A 14,679-nucleotide genomic window follows, 5' to 3' on the forward strand; every position below is an offset into this window, starting at 1 on the left:
AAAAGATCACCGGTCCCCGGAAGGGAACGACCTCATCCGAACAGCGCCGGAAAGCCGAAGACGACGTAAAAGCCCGCCAACAGCAACAGGCTCAGCCCGAAGACGGCCCCGAAGATCGGTTTGTTCCACTCGAGGACCGACTTCCCGTCGAGCGGACCGAACGGGATCATGTTGAACGCGGCCAGGAAGAGGTTGATCAACACGCCGAGATGGCCGACGAGTCCGATAATGCCTGGAAACAGCATCAGCGGGAGGAACAGCAGCGCGAGCAGGTGGTTGGTCACCGGTCCCGCGAGCGCGATCAGGCCGTTCTCCCGGACCGTGATCCGGCCCCGGTGGTAGACCGCACCCGGCGCGGCGAAGAGGAAGCCGATCAGGGCACTCATGATCGCTAAAAATAGCATCTGGTAGTCGGCGCGAAACTCCGCGGTCTGGCCGTGTTCGATCGCGACGACCTTGTGGGCGAGCTCGTGGAGCAGGAAGGCGACGCCGACGGTGACGAAGCTCAGCCCGATCATCGTGAGGAACCAACCGAGTTCGATGTCGAAGCGGTGGATCGGCGCCAGCAACAGCGCGAACGCGACGCTCAGGGCGACCCACGCCACGGCGAGGTCGAACAGCTCCTTGTCGCTGAACGTCAGCTCCGACGTTCGACTCGAGTAACTCACGCCACCACCCCGCGGATGAGCTCGAGGCTGTTCTCGGCGCCCCGAATCAGCTCGCTCATCAGCGCGTCGACGCCGCCGATCTCGGGTGCGAGCCACGGGATGACGACGATGAAAAAGAGGAACGTGGCGATCATGCTTCCGATGTTCGTCAGCGCGACGATCATGATCAGCCGGAACAGCGGGACGTCGAACATCTCCTCGATCGCCTCGCCCATCGGGCGGTCGGCGTCGCCGATGATCTCGTTGAGCTGCTGGACGTCCCGGACGTTGACCGGGCGGTACTTGAGCTCGACGTAGCCGGCGAACCAGCCCGGCGCCAGCAGCGGGTTGATGCTCGTGAGCCAGGCGACCGACCCCCCGACGCCGGCGCTGATCCAGCGGGCGCCGGCCAGCCGGGCCAGCGCGAACGCGAAGATCCCGTTGAACGCGAACCACGCCAGGAACAGCTGCAGGAGGAACGTGTTCTGGACCCCCGCCATGATCAGCAGGAAGAAGAAGCCGACGAAGGCGAACATCACCAGGTAGCCGACGATCTTCACCGGCGAGAACCGCCGCCCCGACGCGGTGCCGGTCAGCGACTCCATCGGCGGCAGTTCCTGTGGATTCTCGAGGTAGCGCTCGATACCGGCCTTGTGGCCCGCGCCCACGACGGCGACGACGTGGTACCCCTGCTCGCGGAGTCCGTGGAGCTTGTGGGCGATGTAGGCGTCGCGTTCGTCGATCAGGGCCTCGGCCCCGCGGGGGCTGAACCGGCGGAACTCCTCCATCATCGCGGCGACGACGTCGCCGTCGGTCATCTCCTCGATGTCGATCTCGTCTAACTCCTCGGTGTCTTCGGCGAGCCCGTCGAGGACGAAGCCGACGACGGCGCCGAGGGAGACGCCGATCCCGAGTCCCGCAACCGCGCCGACGCCGCCGCGAACGGCGTAGCCGCCCCAGTTCTCGAAGCTCCCCGGGGAGAGCGGGCCGATCCCGGTTCCGGTCGCGACCAGCGCGAGACAGCCGACGACCCCGAGGACGGCTCCCGCGAGCAAGCGCAGCGAGAAGCCGCTGACGAGTCCGCCGGCGGAGCGACCGGCCGACTCGAGGGAAGGCAGGAAGATCAGCCCGACGAGCAGTCCGCCGACGATCCCGACTCCGCCCGCGCCGACGTACTGCAGGGTCGCGGGATCGGTGATCCCCAGGGCGAGCAGGTCGCCGAGGCCGAACGCCGGTGCGAGAAAGGCGCCGAAGACGAGCCCGAAGAACGCGCCGAGCGCCGCGCCGAAGGTGAGCCCGATCGTCCGCGGGTCGGTGACGCCGAGCGCGAGCCCGCCGACCATCTTGAGCTTCTCGGCGAACGACAGCCGCGTCCAGAACCGCTGGATCGTGATCTGGATGTCCCGATCGACCAGCGCGACGCCGCTGCCGTTTCGCTCGGCGGCCTCGATCGCGGCCCGCATGTCCGCGCCGGGCTCGATGTCGAACCGGCTGCCGAGCCGCGACTGGACGTACGAGAGCATCCAGTAAGCCAGAAACTGAAAGACGGTGTTACCCGAGAGCAGATCCTTCGCCTCGATATCGTCCGGGGCGCCGCCCTGCATCTGGCGGTATCGGTTCTCGTCCAGTTCGACGGCAACGACGTCCGGCTCCCGCTCGTCGACGGTCTCGTGGACCTCGTCGACGCTCGCCTTCGAGACGTGGGCGGTCCCGAGGACGTCGACGGAGCCCCGCCCCTCATCCGGGGTAGGGGGCTCCGGAACGTCGGCGTCGCCTGCATCACTCATTAGGAGTGCCAACTCGTCGCCGACTTTTACCAGTATCGAAGGCCCGAATGAGATCTGTTCACAGCCGACGACGCGCTCCCGGCAGCCCTAACTTCCGAGGCGGGAAACTCCTGTCGATGACCGACCTGCTAGAGACGCTGATCGAGAACCGCGAGATGGTCCAGCCCAACCACGCGAACATGCTCGAGGTCGCTCACGGGGGGAACGTGATGAAGTGGATGGACGAGGTCGGCGCGATGTCGGCGATGCGCTTTTCCGGCGAGACCTGCGTCACCGCCCGGGTCGACCGGATGGACTTCGAGCGCCCGATCCCCGTCGGCGACACGGCCTACATCACCGCCTACGTATACGATGCCGGGACCTCGAGCGTGAAGGTTCGTCTGGTCACCGAGCGCGAGGATCTCCGAACCCGCGAGCGCGAGAAGACCACCGAATCGTACTTCGTCTACGTCGCGATCGACGACGAGAACCGACCGACGACCGTCCCGGAGCTAACCGTCGACAGCGAGACGGGAGAACGGCTCCGGCGGGACGCTCTCGACGGAGAAACCGACGGAAATAGCGACAAGAGCTAAACCGCTACTGCGCCAACCGTTCCCATGGTCGAGCTGGAGACGGTCTTCGAGCTTCTGAGCGACGAACGCCGCAGGTACGCGCTGTACTACCTCTACGAGCGGAACGGCCCCGTCGCGGTCGAAAACGTCGTCGAGACGGTCGAGGAGTGGGAAGACGACGCCCCCGACGGGGATCCAGAGGGCGACTCCTTCGACGAGATCGCCCTGGAACTCCAGCACGTCCACCTGCCGAAATCCGCGGAGGTGGAGTTCATCCAGTACGATCCGGACCGCAACGCCGTCCAGATCAACGGCTCGCCCCCCGAGTTCGATGCGTTCGTGACGGTCGCGAAGCTCCTCGAGACGCCGGAGGAGTAGGCTACAGTAGCCGCTCGACCTCGGCCAGCGACTCGAGGACGTGGTCGGGCTCGACGCTCGCCGACTCGAGGGTCGCCTCGTCGGTGATTCCGGTGAGCACGAGCGCGGTCTCCATTCCGGCGCGCTCGCCCAGCGCGATATCTGTGTCGAGGCGGTCGCCGACGACGAGGACGTCCGCCGGGTCTGCGCCGAGCCGATCGATCGCCGCCTCGGCCGCGACGCTCGAGGGCTTGCCCAGGATCGCGTCGGGTTCGCGGCCGGCGACGGCGCCCATCGCCGCGAGGATCGCCCCCGAGCCCGGCATCAGCCCGTCGTCGACCGGGATCGTGGTGTCGGGGTCGGTTCCGTAGAACTCGGTCCCGTTCTCGAGCGCCCGCAGCGACTCCCACAGCGTCCCGTAGGAGAAGTCGCTGTCGAACGAGCCCACGACGACGTCGGCCGCCTCGGGGTCGTCGGCGAGCGCGACGTTCGCGTCGGCCAGGATCGACTCGAGGCGATCGTCGCCGACCAGGTACACCGTCGCGTCGGGGTGGGTCGCGGCGAGGTACTCCGCCGAGACCGTCGCCGACGTCAGGACCTTTTCGGGCTCGACCGCGATTCCGTGGGGCTCGAGTTTCTCCCGGTAGTGGGCGCTGCCCCGCGTCGGGTTATTCGAGAAAAGCAATCGGTCGCAGCCGGCCCGGTCGAGGGCCGTCAGCCCGTCGGTCGCGCCCGGAAGGAGCGCCTCCCCCCGAACGATCGTCCCGTCGACGTCGAGGATCGCCGCCTCGTAGCCTGTCATCACCGGACGTACGGGAAGAGCGCGGTTGAGTGTTCGGATCCGCGAGCTATCGGAGTCGCGAAAAGTCGGTGGTGTGAACCGTTTCGGTTGGTACTACAACGGCAGGTACTTGACCGAAACGGGGCGTACCTCCGAGAAGAGGCGTTCGAATGATGATTGCACCGCTGCTCGTCGACGTCGGGACAGCCCTCGAGGAATCGACGGGTATCGTCCAGTACGCGCTCGTGTTCCTGTTCGCGGCGATTCCGGTGGTCGAGATCCTCGTCGTCGTTCCGGTCGCGATCGGACTCGGGCTGAACCCGGTGATGACGGCCGTCGTCGCCTTCATCGGCAACGTCGGCTCGGTGTACGCGCTGATCCTGAGCTATCGACGGCTGCTGGCGTGGTGGCAGAGCCGTACCGGGAGCGACGAGCCCAGCGACCGCTACGCACGAGCCCGTCGGCTCTGGGATCAGTACGGGCTTCCGGGCGTCTCTCTCGCTGGTCCGGTGATGACCGGCGTCCACATCGCCGCCCTGGTGGCCCTGCTCGCCGGCAGCCGGGGTCGGCTCGTCGCGACCTGGATGACTGCCGGAATCGCCGTCTGGACCGTCGTGCTGACGGTCACCTCGGTCGCCGGCTTCTCCGCGCTCGGAATCGTCTGATATGGTACCCTGTACCGGTTTTCGGAGCGACCGTGAGCCGTCTCGAAGTTGCTAGGGAAGCGAGTACGCGAGTCCGTACGATCTCTGTGGGAATCCTTATCCGACGACCGGCCGTACGGGCGGTTATGGCACTCGAGGTCGATCCGCCGGAGCCGCCGGAGCTGTCGTTCGTCGATCCGAACGAGTACGACGACGCGACGATCAGCGCCGAGGATCCGACCGAGATCGATTACCGACGGGAGGAGCTACAGGGGTTTCTCCGCGAGGGCGCCTGGGACGAGGCGTTCGCGGAGTGGCGTGAGGACACTGACCTCGACGACGACGAGTACGGGATCGCCCGGGATCTCGATCTCTTCGCCGAGTTCGACTTCTTCTGGGACGACTTCGCCGACCGGGTCGGCTACCACGCTCCCGGCATCCCCGAGGACTGGCAGGAGCGGGAGTACCACCCCGAACTTGACACCTGGGGCACCGTCTCGGCGATCAACGCCGAGCTGACCGAGTTCGGCCAGATCGTCTCGGTGATCCTCAAGGAGGAGTACATCGACTGGGAGGCCGAGTACGAACCCCCCGAGGACCTGCCGGACTTCGACTGAGCCGCGCTACTCCCGGGCGACCGCAATGTTTCTGAGCTGGCCGCCGCAGTCGGGACACAGCTCGCTCGAGTCGGGGCTACCCCTGTAGCCACAGCCGGCACATTCGTAGCGCGGTTCGTTCGGGGTGTACGGATCGACGACCATACGATCATGGCAGTAGATGACACGAAAATCTGTTTCGTATGAACACACGAATGCGATATACGAACACTGTTATCGGAGGAATATCCTTTAATTCTGGAGGATCGTCCAGATGCCGACAGTGACAGCGTCCGAGCTACCGGACTGCAACCAGCGCGAACGTCTCGGGTCGGTCTCGAGCGGTCTCGACCTCGAAGCCGGCCGCCTCGAGCCCGTCGACGGCCTCCTCGAGCGAGAACCGCTCCTCGAGGGCGGGCCCGTCCTCGCCGTCCCCATCGCCGGACCAGTCGACGGTAACGAGCCGACCGCCGGGCCGGAGGACCCGCGCGAGTTCCTCGAGCGCGCCGTCCGACGAGTCGGATCCGGGCGGCGTCGCGTACTCGTGGTGGGTCATCGTCGAGAACGCCCCGTCGAGTTCGTCCTCGGCGAACGGCAGCGTCGACACCCCGCTGGTCACGAACTCGACGTTCTCGGGCGCCCCCTTCTCCCGGTACCGGTCGTGCATCGCCGACTGGACGTCGACCGCGTACACCGTTCCGGCGAACGGCGCGACGTCGTCGGTGTAGAACCCGGTTCCCGAACCCAGATCGGCGACGGCCTCCTCGGCGGTCGGCGCGAGCAACTCGAGCAGTTCCTCGCGCGAGCAGTACCGGTACCGCGAGGGATCCTCGAGTTCGTCGGCGCGTTCGAGCGGAAACGTGTGAAAACCCATACGCAGCCGTTGGCTCCCCCGTCACTTCCCGGTTCCCCCTTCCCGGTCAGTCGTAGAGGACGTCACGGACGTCGGCCTCGTGGGCGACGTCCGGGTGGATCGGCTCCTCGTTCATCACGGCGACACAGCAGGACAGACACAGCAGCTGGTAGTAGTTCGGCCCCTGCCACTGTCGGCGCTCGAGCCACCACCCCTCAGTCTCGTCGCCGTCGACGCGCGTCTCACACCGCTGGCAGGGTTTCGGGGCGCAGGGTGGGTTCGGACTGGGGAAGTACGGGTCCATACTCGACCTTCGACCCGAGAGGATATTGGTAACGTGGCCGCTACTCGAGTTCGGACGTCAACCCCTCTCTACAGGACGACGCCGGACGGGCGACACGGGGACGCGTCCCCGCCGGCATCGGTTTTTTGCGTTCGGTCCTCGAACCGGCGACCATGTACTCGTTGATCGATCCCGAGAACGCCGACACTCGCGAGTTCGACGGAGAGGCGCCGACGCTGCTCGATATCGGCTCCGACCTCGACGCCGAACGGATGCGACCGAGCGTCTGGCACTACCGGAAAGGCGAGGAGAACGCCTACCACCGCCAGGACGAACAGGAGGAGCTGTACGTCGTCCTCGAGGGGACCGTCGACGTTACGATCGAACGCGAGGACCGACGCGACGTCGTCAAACTCACCCCCGGCGAGGTGCTCGTCGTCCCGCCGGAGTCGTGGCGACAGCTCAGAGCCGCCGAGGAGAGCCGCGTGCTCGTCGTCGGCGCGCCGAACGTCGAGGACGACGGCATCCTCGAGGAGTAGCCGGACGGCAACGAACTGGAACTGGATCGCCGACTGACGAACTTCTTCGATCGCTATTTCGCTAAGCTGTCACTCTCGTAGAGACGAGAGTACCCTCGTTCGAAACCGAATTAGAATTACTTCTGAGTCGAGTTCACTTCCATTGTTATCTGATGTTTGACTACTATCCGACCGTGCGGTATTCGGTAGTTCGGCCAGTAATACGTAGGATTAGCCTATCTCTCTTAGTCGTGCGATAGAAACTGACACGCTCGAATCAAAGGCCACCATGTTTATACATAAGGAAGATGATGACCGAACCGTATGTCCGAAACCGGGGCGGAGCCGCGTCCGCCGAGCCGAGCGCTTCCCGACCCAGCGACCGCATCGAACGTCCGGTACGATCCGTCGCTTGAGGAGCTGCGCGAGCTCGCCGAACACGAGGAGACGACGACGGAGTTCGGCTCGCCGTCGTACGTCAGCGACGTTCGCTCGCGGAGTTCCGATCGAACGAAAAACGCCGTCGATCACGCGTTCGGCGAGCGCGACCACGACCTGGTCGAGACCGCGGTCGACGCTACCGAAACCCGCGAGCTGCTCTGTGTGGACCGCCTGATGGGACGTCACCCGGAAGCGACCTTCTGCTGTCGGCTCTACGTTCCCGTCGAACACGCCCGGATCGCGTTCGCCTGGGCGAGCCTGTTCGAACCCAGCGACGGCCGCGAGCCGGACCTCCAGACCGTACAGCTGCCCGACCACGACGAGACCGCGATCCGGATCCTCCCCGACGAGGGGTTCACCGCGGTGCTGGGTAGCGACTACACCGGCGAGGCCAAGAAGTCGTTCCTCCGGCTGTTCATGTACCGGATCAAACAGCAGGGTGGGCTCGGGCTCCACGCCGGAAGCAAACGCGTCCGCGTTCGCGACGCCAACGGCGACCTGCGAGACGTCGGCCAGCTCTTTATGGGACTGTCGGCGACCGGCAAGTCGACGCTGACCGCCCACGGCTGCTGGCTCGAGGACGAGGAGGGCGCGACCATGCTCCAGGACGACGTCTGCGCCCTGTTACCCGACGGAACGGTGCCCGGCAGCGAGGGGAAGGGACTGTTCATCAAGACGATCGGACTCGGCGAGGACGAACAGCCCGCGCTGTACGAGGCCGCGACCGACGAGTCGGCGATCCTCGAGAACGTCGCCGTCGACGACGACGGGACGGTCGACTTCGACGAGCCCCGGTACACGACCAACGCGCGCGCGACCGTCCAGCGCGACGAGCTCTCGAGTGCGGCCGACGAGATCGACCTCGACCGGGTCGACCAGGTCTTCTTCATCACGCGGAACCCGCTGATGCCGCCTGTCTCGAAGCTCTCGACCGCCCAGGCCGCCGCGGCGTTCATGCTCGGCGAGTCGATCGAAACCAGCGCCGGCGATCCATCGCGGGCCGGCGAGTCGATCCGCGTCGTCGGGACGAACCCCTTCATCGTCGGTCCCGAGGGCGAGGAGGGGAACCTGTTCAAGGACCTCATCGAGGCGCTCGGGGTCGACTGCTACCTGCTCAACACGGGGTATCTCGGCGACGACGCGAAGGACGTCGGGGTCACCGAGTCGGTGACGATCCTCACTGAGACCGCTCGCGGAACCGTCGAGTGGACCGACGACGACGCGACCGGGCTAACGATTCCCGAATCGGTTCCCGGCATCGACGTCGAGGACTACTACGTCCCCGACTACGTCGACGACTACGACGCGGCCCTGGCGGAGCTACGACGGGAACGCCGGGAGTATCTCGCACAGTTCGACGAGCTCCGCGAGGAGATCCTCGAGTCGGTGTACTGAGCGTCGAACCGTCGTTCAGGATTCGGTATCCGTATCGATACTGATCGACGTGAGTCGATGAAGGAAACGGGATCTGAGAGGCGTACTCGAGTAGTCGGGAAAGAGATACTAGGGATATCGTTCGACGGCTCATCACCGTACTGTCGCCCGAAATCTGCCGGGTGAGAAAGGTAAACGTAATTGGCATTTTCTGTGGCCAGTGGCCAATAGCGCCCGGGTTACCCGGCGGAACGGGATATTTATCACTGAAATGGCAGTCCCAGTTTAAGCGCCACGACTCCCCGTATCACGAACGCGGGACATGAGCGTACGTAACATACTCGTCGTAGTTGTCGCGCTGATGGTGCTGGGCTCGGGCGGAGCCGCAGCCGTTGCAGCGGGCCCCGCTGTAACCAGCGTCGACGACTACGAGAACGACGAAGCCGACGAGGAACCGACAGATGCGCCTGACGACGGAGCGTTACAGGTGACGATCGAACAAGCGACCGTTTTCGTCCTGATCGAGGACGCCGACGAACTCGAGGAGGAGCCGGTTGACGAGGAAGATGAACTCGATGAGGACGTCGACGAGACCGACGAAGAGAACGACGCCGTCGACGAAGAAGACGACGAACTCGAGGACGACTACGCGGACGACGACGAGGTCGATGAAGACGATGCTATCGACGAGAACGACCTCGAAGACAACGGTATCGACGAGAACGATCTCGAAGAGAACGGCGTCGACGAGAACGACATCGACGACGCCCAGGAGATCTCGATCGGCCAGGCGACCGCGCTCGTCCTCCTCGAGGAGGAGCCGGCCATGGATCCGGTCGATGAGGAACCGGTTGGCGAGGAACCGGTCGATGAGGAGGACGAACTCGAGGACGAACCGGCTGACGAGGTCGACGACTACGAGGACGACGAGGCCGACGACTACGACAACGACGAGGCTGACGACTACGAGGACGACGAGGCCGACGACTACGAGGACGACGAGGCCGACGACTACGAGAACGGTGTCGACGAAGAAGACGAACTCGAGGACGACCCTGCCGAGGCACCTGACGACCAGCAGGTGACGATCGATCAGGCGACCATCTTCGTTATCGTCGAAGACGTCGACGACCTCCCCGACGAGATCGACGAGAACGACATCGAGAACGACTACGCCGACGAGAACGATGTCGAAGACGACGAGATCGATGACAACGACGCCGAGGACGACTACGCCGACGAAAACGACGTTGAAGACGACGAACTCGAGGACAACGGCGTCGAGGACGACTACGCTGACGACGAACCCGTCGACGACAACGGCGTCGACGAGGACGACGGCATGTACGTCTACCAGGGAACGATCGAGGTAACCATCGAACAGGCGACCATCGTCGACCTCGGCGTCCACCAGGACGCACCGGTCGAGGATGAACCGGTCGACGAAGCTGACGACTACGAGGACGACGAGGCCGACGACTACGACAACGACGAAGCCGACGACTACGACAACGACGAAGCTGACGACTACGACAACGACGAAGCTGACGAAGAGCCCGTAGAGGAACCGGCTGAGCCCGAAGAACCGGTCGACCCGGAGGAACCGGCGGATGAAGAGCCTGTAGAGGAACCGACCGACGAGAACGATGTCGATGACGAACCCGTCGATGCACCCGACGAGGACGTGCTACAGGTGACGATCGAAGAGGCGACCATCTTCGTCATGATCGTCGACGCCGGCGAACTCGAGGAGGAGCCGGTTGAGGAAGAACCTGTAGAGGAGGAGCCGGTTGAGGAAGAACCTGTAGAGGAGGAGCCGGTTGAAGAAGAGCCTGTAGAGGAAGAACCGGTTGAGGAAGAGCCCGCAGAGGAACCGGCGGATGACGACGCCGTCGAGGAGCCGATTGACGAGAACGACGCCGTCGAGGAGCCCGTTAACGCGAACGACGAGAAGGCAGCCACCGCCTGCTGACGACGCTCGAATTACAATTTTTCGATAACTGCGACCTCGAGCCGCGGCTGTTCGCGACCCGCCCGCACTGCCCCGTGTTGACTCGTCCCAATCGTATAGTTACGGGGCTCGTACCGTCACGGCGTCGATACCGTCCGAGTTCGAAGCAAGTGGCAGCAATTGCCGCGCAGAGACACCGTTATGTGCGTCGAGTTCGCACACCTGGTAATGAACGCACAGGTACGGAAACCGACGATGCGAGTATGCGAGGAGTGCGAACGAGCAGAACGATGGGACGAAGACCTCGGAGCGTGGCAGCTGGTTCTCGAGGACGGGGAGAAACGGGTCGGCAACCCCCACTGTATTCACGAGTGGGATATCACCGGGACGTTCAATCCGGTCGTCGGAAACGGCGACAGCTGAGCGCGTCTCGACCGGCCGAATCGCCGATCGACCACGCTTTTGTCCGTCACCGACGTACTCGCGAGCATGCCGACCGTCTACGTCACGGCGCCGCCCGAGGCGGCCGAACGGATCGCCGAAACGCTGCTCGAGGAACGACTGGCAGCCTGCGTCAACGAGTTATCGACGACGTCGACCTACCGGTGGGAAGGGGAGATCCACCGCGACGAAGAAGTAGTGTTGCTCGCCAAGACGACCGACGACGCCTACGACGAGCTCGTCGATCGCGTTCGGGAGCTGCATCCCTACGACGTCCCCTGTATCGAGCGGTTCGACGAGGCGCACGTCCTCGAGTCGTTCGCCCAGTGGCGCGCCGACAGCGTCGAGTAGCGTGCGCCAGTCGGTGACAGGCTCGACTACCCGAAAAAGCAATCCTTAAAACTCGCGCACGGGTTGTGACGGGTATGGCTGGAACCATCGAAGTGCTCGTTCCGGGTGGCCAGGCCAACCCTGGCCCACCGCTCGGTCCCGAGCTCGGACCGACCCCCGTCGACGTGCAGGCGGTCGTACAGGAGATCAACGACCAGACCGAAGCGTTCGACGGCACTGAAGTGCCCGTCACCGTCGACTACGACGACGACGGCTCCTTCGAGATCGACGTCGGCGTCCCGCCGACGGCCGCACTGGTCAAGGACGAAGCCGGCTTCGACACCGGCAGCGGCGAACCCCAGAAGGACTTCGTCGCCGACCTCTCGATCGATCAGGTGAAGACGATCGCCGAGCAGAAACATCCCGACCTGCTCGCCTACGACACGCGAAACGCCGCGAAGGAGGTCGTCGGCACCTGCGCCTCGATGGGCGTCACCATCGAGGGCGAGGACGCCCGCGAGTTCAAGGAGAAGGTCGACGCCGGCGAGTACGACGACGCGCTGTCGGCGTAACGCGGCTCTTTCGTTTTGCGGCTTTCCGCTCGCCCTCGAGCGCCAGCCGTCGCGACGGCTACCTGTGGGTTCGCCACGAGGCCGTTCACCCCGGCCGACGAGCGAGGAGGTCCAAGTTGTGCGCGACGAACACCAGCTCCTCGCGTTCGAGCTCGTTCCGTCGCCGCTCGAGCCAGCGTCGTCGCTCGGCGGGCTCGAGGTCCGCAATCCCGGAGTCGCGTTCGTCGGTCTCGAGTTCGGCGAGCGCGCCGTCGATCGTCTCGAGCAGGCCCTCGAGGAACGTTCGTTCCCTGCCGGGATACCCCATCTCTGTCTCCGTTTCCGTCCCCTCGGCGCGGGGCCGGACCACCCAGTCCGAGCCGCCGGCCTCGAGCACCGACCAGCCGGCGTCCGGAAGTCGACACAGCAACTCGCGACCGACCCGACTTCCGCCCGCCGATCGCACTGCATCCATGTGGTGGTGATAGCGGCGTTCGATCCGGTCGTCGGCCGGGTCCCGCGGCGCGAACGTCGTCCCGCCGTCGAACGTGATCGGGGCGTACAGCAGGCCGTCGGGCTCGAGCAATCCCTCGATCGCCGGGATCGCCCGCTCGAAGTCGACGATATCCAGCACCGCCGATGCGATCACGGCGTCGGCCCGGTCCTCGATCCCGAACCCGTCTGCGACCTCGAGCGTGACCTCGATCCGAGTAGTGTCGGAGCGGGCGAGCAGCGTCGTCTCTCCCCGCTCGTCCTCGAGTCGTTCGACCGCGTAGCCCGCGTCCTCGAGCCAGTCGGGGACGCGCTCGCGTGCGTATCGAACGCTTTCGGCGTCCCGGTCGACGGCCCGGTAGGCGACCTCCTCCGGAAGGCAGTCCCACGCCGCCAGTCGGGCGATCATCGTGCCGATCCCGGCGCCGATCTCGACGATCCGCACCGGACTCGAGCGTCCGTCGAGTTCTGCGACGAAGCGTTCGAGCACTCGACGATTCAGCGCCCGGTCGTCGACGGTTCGCTTTACCTCGAGGTACGTTCGCTGGTCGGTCACGGGCTCGCCTCCTCACTCTCGGCGCCGTGTGACTCGAATTCACTCTCGAGCCCGCGTTGCAGGAACGACCGAACCGTCGTCGCGGTCTCGGCCCACCAGGGGTGGGCGGTCGCGGTCTCGAGCGCTCGGACACCGAGGCTCGCCAGCCGGTCCCGGTCGGCGACGAGTTCCTCGAGACGGGCCGCGATGCGATCGGAGGCTTCGGGTGCGACGAGAAAGCCGTTCTCGCCGTCGGCGACGAACTCGCTCGCACCCCCGTTCCGGCTGGCGATCGGGACGGCGCCGTACTCCATTCCTTCGAGGTAGACCATGCCGAACGCCTCGTGTCGGGAGGGGACCGCGAGCACGTGGCTCCGTTCGTAGATCGACTCGAGGGCGTCGTCCGGAACGCGGCCCGCGAACTCGATCCGATCGGCGACCTCGAGCGTTCGGGCTCGCTCGCGCATCCGTGTCGCGTACGCAGGGTCTGCGTCGGGGCTTCCGGCGACCGTCAGCTCCCAGTCGCCCTCGAGCCGGGAAGCCGCCTCGAGCAGCGCCTCGAGACCCTTTCGGGGAACGAGGTTCCCGACGAACGCGATCCGCAGCGGGCTCTCTCGCGCGCGGGCGACGACCGCCGAGCGGTCGACTGGGACTGTCTCGTGGCGACCTGCGGGGGGAGCGACCACCGTCGGCAGGTCGACCAGTGATCCGATCCGGCTGCGGGTATGGGCACTCGTGCAGACGGCCGCGTCGACGGTCCCGAGGTAGCGTCGCTCGCGGTCGCGGAGCCGCTCTCGCTTTCGGTTCGCGAGCGAGGGGTCGTCGGACTGGAGGTTGTGGACGAGCGAGACGACGAGCTCGGGCGACTCGAGGTTCGGATTGTGGGCGGCGAGGCGGTCGTAGCAGAGTTCGTCCTGCAAGAGGACGTCGAACCGACGATCGAGTCGGGAGCGGAGGTCGTCCCCGGTCGTCTCCGAGAGGACGATCACCTCGAGGTCGTCTCCCCGGGCCCGGAGTTCGGCGACGAGCCGGCGATCGTACCGGTACCCCCCCGAGGTCGTCTCGAGGTCGTCGGGAACGACGAGTCCGACCTCCATCTACAGGTCCCGCTCGTGGGCGACGCGGGCGACATCGTCCTCGGCGATTTCGATCCGGAGCTCGGTCGCACCGTCGGGCTCGAGTTCGTCGAGCAGCCGGTCGCCGAACGCGCGGGCGAACCGCTCGGCGCTCGGGTTCGCGTCCTCGAACTCCGGCAGGTCGTTGAGCAGCCGATCCCGGTAGCGGTCGGCGACGGCGTCCATCGCGGCCGTCACCGCGTCGATGTCGACCAGGTACTCGAAGCGGTTCAGCTCCGGCCCCCGGAAGGTCGCCTCGACGGCAAAGTGATGGGAGTGGGGCGCTCCCTCCGGGCCCGGATCGGGAACGGTCAGGTAGTGTTGGGCGACGAGCGACCGGTCGACCGAGACGGCGTACATGCGAGAGCCTACGAGGCGGATCCCGTAAACTGCTGTGCCGGAACGCCTCCGCGTGCCGTCGGAGCTCGT

General features: G+C 65.6%; 19 protein-coding genes. 10 read left to right on the top strand and 9 right to left on the bottom strand.

The window, feature by feature from the left end; genetic code table 11:
• Positions 1-32: 32 nt before the first annotated feature.
• Both ACFEMD_RS17700 and ACFEMD_RS17705 read right to left on the bottom strand, forming a co-directional pair.
• Positions 33-668 (bottom strand): zinc metalloprotease, encoded by a 636-nt coding sequence (locus ACFEMD_RS17700; RefSeq protein WP_394742591.1) that lies wholly within the window; start codon positions 666-668, stop codon positions 33-35.
• Positions 665-2,434, bottom strand: coding sequence for a TraB/GumN family protein (locus tag ACFEMD_RS17705; protein ID WP_394742592.1), 1,770 nt, complete (start codon positions 2,432-2,434; stop codon positions 665-667). Before ACFEMD_RS17705 ends, ACFEMD_RS17700 begins: the two co-directional genes overlap by 4 nt.
• Before the next feature lie 116 nt (positions 2,435-2,550).
• Between ACFEMD_RS17705 and ACFEMD_RS17710 the strand changes: the two genes are divergently transcribed.
• Both ACFEMD_RS17710 and ACFEMD_RS17715 read left to right on the top strand, forming a co-directional pair.
• The gene (locus ACFEMD_RS17710) at positions 2,551-3,009 is read left to right on the top strand and encodes an acyl-CoA thioesterase (protein ID WP_394742594.1); all 459 of its coding nucleotides are present in this window, start codon (positions 2,551-2,553) and stop codon (positions 3,007-3,009) included.
• 24 nt (positions 3,010-3,033) lie between these two features.
• Positions 3,034-3,366: a DUF7344 domain-containing protein gene (locus ACFEMD_RS17715; protein WP_394742595.1), complete on the top strand. Its 333-nt coding sequence runs from the start codon at positions 3,034-3,036 to the stop codon at positions 3,364-3,366.
• Position 3,367: 1 nt separating this feature from the next.
• On the opposite strand, the gene ACFEMD_RS17720 is transcribed toward ACFEMD_RS17715, so the two are convergent.
• The gene (locus ACFEMD_RS17720) at positions 3,368-4,147 is read right to left on the bottom strand and encodes an HAD-IIA family hydrolase (protein ID WP_394742596.1); all 780 of its coding nucleotides are present in this window, start codon (positions 4,145-4,147) and stop codon (positions 3,368-3,370) included.
• 149 nt (positions 4,148-4,296) lie between these two features.
• On the opposite strand from ACFEMD_RS17720, the gene ACFEMD_RS17725 reads away from it, so the two are divergent.
• A complete protein-coding gene (locus tag ACFEMD_RS17725; protein WP_394742597.1) occupies positions 4,297-4,791 on the top strand; it encodes a small multi-drug export protein in 495 nt (164 codons plus the stop codon).
• 125 nt (positions 4,792-4,916) lie between these two features.
• Positions 4,917-5,387: a hypothetical protein gene (locus tag ACFEMD_RS17730; protein WP_394742599.1), complete on the top strand. Its 471-nt coding sequence runs from the start codon at positions 4,917-4,919 to the stop codon at positions 5,385-5,387.
• Between the two features lie 6 nt (positions 5,388-5,393).
• Here ACFEMD_RS17730 and ACFEMD_RS17735 read toward each other — a convergent pair whose 3' ends face one another.
• From ACFEMD_RS17735 to ACFEMD_RS17745, 3 genes are all read right to left on the bottom strand, one after another.
• Positions 5,394-5,531 (bottom strand): rubrerythrin-like domain-containing protein, encoded by a 138-nt coding sequence (locus tag ACFEMD_RS17735; RefSeq protein WP_394742600.1) that lies wholly within the window; start codon positions 5,529-5,531, stop codon positions 5,394-5,396.
• Positions 5,532-5,664: 133 nt separating this feature from the next.
• Positions 5,665-6,240 carry a class I SAM-dependent methyltransferase gene (locus ACFEMD_RS17740; protein ID WP_394742601.1) on the bottom strand — a complete coding sequence of 192 codons (576 nt, stop codon included), beginning with the start codon at positions 6,238-6,240 and terminating at the stop codon, positions 5,665-5,667.
• Between the two features lie 46 nt (positions 6,241-6,286).
• Complete coding sequence (locus ACFEMD_RS17745; protein ID WP_394742602.1) at positions 6,287-6,523, bottom strand: hypothetical protein; 237 nt, start codon at positions 6,521-6,523, stop codon at positions 6,287-6,289.
• 152 nt (positions 6,524-6,675) lie between these two features.
• On the opposite strand from ACFEMD_RS17745, the gene ACFEMD_RS17750 reads away from it, so the two are divergent.
• The 6 genes from ACFEMD_RS17750 (at position 6,676) to ACFEMD_RS17775 (ending at position 12,129) form a co-directional block, all read left to right on the top strand.
• On the top strand, positions 6,676-7,041 hold the full coding sequence (locus ACFEMD_RS17750; protein WP_394742603.1) for a cupin domain-containing protein: 366 nt from the start codon (positions 6,676-6,678) through the stop codon (positions 7,039-7,041).
• Positions 7,042-7,344: 303 nt separating this feature from the next.
• Positions 7,345-8,856: a phosphoenolpyruvate carboxykinase (ATP) gene (locus tag ACFEMD_RS17755; protein WP_394742605.1), complete on the top strand. Its 1,512-nt coding sequence runs from the start codon at positions 7,345-7,347 to the stop codon at positions 8,854-8,856.
• Positions 8,857-9,157: 301 nt separating this feature from the next.
• On the top strand, positions 9,158-10,807 hold the full coding sequence (locus ACFEMD_RS17760) for a hypothetical protein (protein ID WP_394742606.1): 1,650 nt from the start codon (positions 9,158-9,160) through the stop codon (positions 10,805-10,807).
• Between the two features lie 207 nt (positions 10,808-11,014).
• Entirely contained in the window at positions 11,015-11,209 is a 195-nt protein-coding gene (locus ACFEMD_RS17765) for an HEWD family protein (RefSeq protein ID WP_005555416.1), read from the top strand.
• 66 nt (positions 11,210-11,275) lie between these two features.
• Positions 11,276-11,578 (top strand): divalent-cation tolerance protein CutA, encoded by a 303-nt coding sequence (gene cutA / locus ACFEMD_RS17770; RefSeq protein WP_394742607.1) that lies wholly within the window; start codon positions 11,276-11,278, stop codon positions 11,576-11,578.
• A 74-nt stretch (positions 11,579-11,652) separates the two neighbouring features.
• On the top strand, positions 11,653-12,129 hold the full coding sequence (locus tag ACFEMD_RS17775; RefSeq protein ID WP_005555412.1) for a 50S ribosomal protein L11: 477 nt from the start codon (positions 11,653-11,655) through the stop codon (positions 12,127-12,129).
• 85 nt (positions 12,130-12,214) lie between these two features.
• Here ACFEMD_RS17775 and ACFEMD_RS17780 read toward each other — a convergent pair whose 3' ends face one another.
• From ACFEMD_RS17780 to ACFEMD_RS17790, 3 genes are read right to left on the bottom strand one after another with little or no spacing between them, the layout of a single operon-like run.
• On the bottom strand, positions 12,215-13,156 hold the full coding sequence (locus ACFEMD_RS17780) for a class I SAM-dependent methyltransferase (RefSeq protein ID WP_394742609.1): 942 nt from the start codon (positions 13,154-13,156) through the stop codon (positions 12,215-12,217).
• Positions 13,153-14,232: a glycosyltransferase family 4 protein gene (locus ACFEMD_RS17785; RefSeq protein ID WP_394742610.1), complete on the bottom strand. Its 1,080-nt coding sequence runs from the start codon at positions 14,230-14,232 to the stop codon at positions 13,153-13,155. Before ACFEMD_RS17785 ends, ACFEMD_RS17780 begins: the two co-directional genes overlap by 4 nt.
• Positions 14,233-14,610 carry a 6-pyruvoyl trahydropterin synthase family protein gene (locus tag ACFEMD_RS17790; protein ID WP_394742611.1) on the bottom strand — a complete coding sequence of 126 codons (378 nt, stop codon included), beginning with the start codon at positions 14,608-14,610 and terminating at the stop codon, positions 14,233-14,235.
• Between the last annotated feature and the right edge of the window lie 69 nt (positions 14,611-14,679).

This window comes from Natronococcus roseus (assembly GCF_043677095.1).
Taxonomy (GTDB): domain Archaea; phylum Halobacteriota; class Halobacteria; order Halobacteriales; family Natrialbaceae; genus Natronococcus; species Natronococcus roseus.

Bases quoted from the DNA above. Each gene is read 5' to 3' on its own strand.
- ACFEMD_RS17705 (WP_394742592.1), bottom strand. From the start codon at position 2,434: ATGAGTGATGCAGGCGACGCCGACGTTCCGGAGCCCCCTACCCCGGAT.
- ACFEMD_RS17710 (WP_394742594.1), top strand. From the start codon at position 2,551: ATGACCGACCTGCTAGAGACGCTGATCGAGAACCGCGAGATGGTCCAG.
- ACFEMD_RS17715 (WP_394742595.1), top strand. From the start codon at position 3,034: ATGGTCGAGCTGGAGACGGTCTTCGAGCTTCTGAGCGACGAACGCCGC.
- ACFEMD_RS17720 (WP_394742596.1), bottom strand. From the start codon at position 4,147: ATGACAGGCTACGAGGCGGCGATCCTCGACGTCGACGGGACGATCGTT.
- ACFEMD_RS17725 (WP_394742597.1), top strand. From the start codon at position 4,297: ATGATGATTGCACCGCTGCTCGTCGACGTCGGGACAGCCCTCGAGGAA.
- ACFEMD_RS17730 (WP_394742599.1), top strand. From the start codon at position 4,917: ATGGCACTCGAGGTCGATCCGCCGGAGCCGCCGGAGCTGTCGTTCGTC.
- ACFEMD_RS17735 (WP_394742600.1), bottom strand. From the start codon at position 5,531: ATGGTCGTCGATCCGTACACCCCGAACGAACCGCGCTACGAATGTGCC.
- ACFEMD_RS17740 (WP_394742601.1), bottom strand. From the start codon at position 6,240: ATGGGTTTTCACACGTTTCCGCTCGAACGCGCCGACGAACTCGAGGAT.
- ACFEMD_RS17745 (WP_394742602.1), bottom strand. From the start codon at position 6,523: ATGGACCCGTACTTCCCCAGTCCGAACCCACCCTGCGCCCCGAAACCC.
- ACFEMD_RS17750 (WP_394742603.1), top strand. From the start codon at position 6,676: ATGTACTCGTTGATCGATCCCGAGAACGCCGACACTCGCGAGTTCGAC.
- ACFEMD_RS17755 (WP_394742605.1), top strand. From the start codon at position 7,345: ATGTCCGAAACCGGGGCGGAGCCGCGTCCGCCGAGCCGAGCGCTTCCC.
- ACFEMD_RS17760 (WP_394742606.1), top strand. From the start codon at position 9,158: ATGAGCGTACGTAACATACTCGTCGTAGTTGTCGCGCTGATGGTGCTG.
- ACFEMD_RS17765 (WP_005555416.1), top strand. From the start codon at position 11,015: ATGAACGCACAGGTACGGAAACCGACGATGCGAGTATGCGAGGAGTGC.
- cutA (WP_394742607.1), top strand. From the start codon at position 11,276: ATGCCGACCGTCTACGTCACGGCGCCGCCCGAGGCGGCCGAACGGATC.
- ACFEMD_RS17775 (WP_005555412.1), top strand. From the start codon at position 11,653: ATGGCTGGAACCATCGAAGTGCTCGTTCCGGGTGGCCAGGCCAACCCT.
- ACFEMD_RS17785 (WP_394742610.1), bottom strand. From the start codon at position 14,232: ATGGAGGTCGGACTCGTCGTTCCCGACGACCTCGAGACGACCTCGGGG.
- ACFEMD_RS17790 (WP_394742611.1), bottom strand. From the start codon at position 14,610: ATGTACGCCGTCTCGGTCGACCGGTCGCTCGTCGCCCAACACTACCTG.